At 62.1% G+C, this 3,025-nt stretch carries 2 protein-coding genes, 1 tRNA gene and 1 pseudogene; 2 read left to right on the top strand and 2 right to left on the bottom strand.

Annotated elements, in window-relative coordinates; translation table 11 throughout:
- Positions 1-143 precede the first annotated feature (143 nt).
- Positions 144-220: transfer RNA gene (locus AC0CH3_RS17650), tRNA-Met, on the top strand.
- A gap of 286 nt (positions 221-506) precedes the next feature.
- On the top strand, positions 507-731 hold the full coding sequence (locus AC0CH3_RS17645) for a hypothetical protein (RefSeq protein ID WP_353454026.1): 225 nt from the start codon (positions 507-509) through the stop codon (positions 729-731).
- Positions 732-764: 33 nt separating this feature from the next.
- Here AC0CH3_RS17645 and AC0CH3_RS17640 read toward each other — a convergent pair.
- A pseudogene (locus AC0CH3_RS17640) lies at positions 765-1,790 on the bottom strand (recombinase family protein); the annotation flags it as partial.
- 303 nt (positions 1,791-2,093) lie between these two features.
- Positions 2,094-2,846 carry a hypothetical protein gene (locus AC0CH3_RS17635; protein WP_465238114.1) on the bottom strand — a complete coding sequence of 251 codons (753 nt, stop codon included), beginning with the start codon at positions 2,844-2,846 and terminating at the stop codon, positions 2,094-2,096.
- Positions 2,847-3,025: the final 179 nt, after the last annotated feature.

Here is a 3,025-nt window from a genome sequence, read left to right as displayed (position 1 = left end):
GACTGCGCCAATGGTACTATCGCTCAAGCGATGGAAGAGTAGGTCGTCGCCAGGCATTGAAGCCCGTGCAACATGCAAAACGCAAAATATCAAAACCCATTCACAACGTCTTCTACACACCCAACGCACGCTAGCCGTGCCGTCGCGGGGTGGAGCAGCCCGGTAGCTCGTCAGGCTCATAACCTGAAGGTCACAGGTTCAAATCCTGTCCCCGCAACCACCACCATAGAACTCGACATGCCGCCCTCACGGGCGGCGTTGTCGTTTGTGGCAAAGGCGACGAGGTCTGCGACCTTAGCGACGACCTCCGCCTCCGGGCCATCCCTGCCGTCCGGGTAGATCGTCACGCTTTCGATGAGCGTCGACAGGATTTCTGCCGCTTCGCCGCGGACCGTCTCAGCGTCGAGCGCCTCGCGCAACCGGCTGACTTTCTCCTTGAACAGTTGCTGCACAGCCGGATGCGACAGGATCGTCGCGGAGGGCGCGACCGCCGTTGGCATACTCAATTGTTTCTCCAGGCGCGCTTTCTCGGACTCGCGGTCGCCAAGGAGCTTCAGCAGGGCGGGGCTGGCCACCGCTGCCAGCATGTTGGCGGCCAGCGTGTCGATCTCGCGGGTAACGACGGCGAGGCGGTCGATGATCGATTGATCCTGCCTCGCCGACGTGCTCGTCAGCCGCGCCAGCTCCCGCTGGAACTCCTCGGCGAACAGCCGAGCATGATCCTCGGTTAGCAACTGGTGTTGGAGAATCGATAGGGTTGCCGTTTCGAGAGGGCCCTTTCGGACCGAGACCGTGTTCGAGCAGCTGCCGCGCTCCTTCTGACCGGCGCAGCGATAATAGTCCTTGCCCGAGATAGTGTAGCCCGACCCGCAACAGCTGCAGCGGATGAGACCCGACAGCAAGTGCTTCTTGCGGTTCTGACGGGCGACCGGAACATCGGTGCTGGGACGCGAACGCTGCTCGATCTGTGCCTGAACCGCGCTCCACTGTGCGTCATCGACGATGCGCAGATCCGGCACGGCGACCTCGATCCATTCTGAATGTTCGCGTAGGCGATAGCGTCGCTCGCGCTTCTCGCTGTCGGGGTTGCGACGCCATTGCCGGCGTCCCCATACCAGCCGGCCAACATAAAGCGGGTTGTTGAGAATGCCGGTCGCCTTTTTCGGCTCGCCGCGGACCGTAGAGGCATTCCACTGCCCGCCACGTGGGCCAGGCACGCCGTCGGTATTCAGCTTGGTCGCTATCTGGATGGACGAAGCGCCGGCCGCGAACTCGGTGAATATGCGCTCGACGATGGCGGCCTGCGCCTCGTCGATCTCGAGCAGGCCACGAATACGCTCACCGCGGTCATCAAGGCGGATGACCCGCCTGTAGCCGTAGGAGCGACCACCGGCGCACCGCCCCGCAAGCACTGCCGCCTCCATGCCGCGCAGGGTCTTGTCGACAAGGTGCTTGAGGAAGATCGCTCCCAGCAGCCCGGCAACCGCGAACTTGATCTCGTCGACATGGCCCTCGCTCACCGTGTGCAATTGCACACGGTGGTAGGCCAGCTTCTTGCCGAGCCACGCGACATCCTCCGCATCGCGCGCAAGCCTGTCGAGCGCTTCGCAGACGATCAAGTCGACTGTTCCCGACTCGATGTCCGCCAGCAGTTTCCTCAGGCCCGCCCGATCACGGCGATAGCCGGACTGTTCGGGGTCATGATACGTTGCCATCACGGTGCCGCCAACATAGGTGACGAGCTTCATGCACGATTCGGTCTGATCAATACTCGACGTGGCCGTCTGCATCGCGGTCGAGTGGCGCCCGTAGAGGACGATGCGGGGGGCAGGGCGCATCAGCATGGCAGTGGAGCACCTTCTGTCAGGAGTATATTAAGCGGCGGGCGTGCCGGGATCATTAGTTGCCCGCGAGGCGGGCGCGCAGCGTTCATAATGGTCGGCTGCCGCCTGCTTCGCCATCAGCCGGACGAGCTTCGCCATGCCGATGGCGAAGGCCGGATTGGCAGCGTCGGGTGGGGTGGCGCAAACAGCAGTGGCAGCGGGTCTCATCCATGATGGGATGACGACTCGGACGATGAGTGAACAGGGTATCTAAAACTCGCCGTTTCGCCGCGACCACTCTGGCATTAGCAGCTGAAACTGGTCGAGACTGGCTGCTGGCATCGGTTCCGCCAGCCGGGACTCAACGCGGTCAAGCAGCGTCGATCCAGAGTTATTGTCCGAATTGGTACTCCTGTCTCCCACATTACGGTCGCAGCCGCTGATGGCTTTCAGCGCACTGGCGGTGCGGCACACCTTCGCGCGGCCGCCCACGGGAACGGCTGGCACGGGTGAGAGGGCTGGAAGACCGCAACCGCCGTCCAGCGCCTTCATGGCCTTTCGCACCTGCCCCTTGAGGCAGACAAGGTTTATCGCGAGGACGGTAACCGCCTCGGGAACGGACATGCCGAGTTGCGCCTCGGCAAGGGTCTTGCGTCCGAAACCTTCTTTACGTAGCATCGCAGGCGTAATGGCCGTTAACGGGGCTATTTCGGTTCGTATTGCGCGAACGAGCGCAGTGAATGCGTCTCCATGGAGATCGACATCGCTGAGCTGCTCAGAGATTCTTTCGGCCATTTGCAACAGCCGGGGATCATACTCGAACTGCGCGGACGCGAATGCCTCCTGCGGCGTGTCGTAAACTTTGTCGCGGTCTAGCTTGCTCAGGAGCTGGTCAAGGCTTTTTGCAGGTCTGGCGAGACGGTCGGCAAACAGGGCCCCGCGCTTTACCCAAATCGGATCGTCGATATCCAGGCGGGGTCCCATCGGCTCGGTTGCCATACGACGGAGATATTCGGCAAGCATGCGTGCACGAAGGGCCCCGATGAGGATCGTGTGATCATGAACCACACTCCGGATCAGGCCCGCGTGCTGCGGCGTCGTTTCCGCCAGCTGATAAAGCCCGAGTGAGTAGCCCCTCGTTTTCTAGACGCCTTGAGCCATCAAAGCCTGCTGCCGTTCGAACTCGACGGGCGACAGCATCC

Source organism: Sphingomonas sp. AC449 (genome assembly GCF_979253475.1).
The sequence above is the reverse complement of the archived record's forward strand: the minus strand, read 5'-3'. Positions and strand labels throughout refer to the sequence as shown.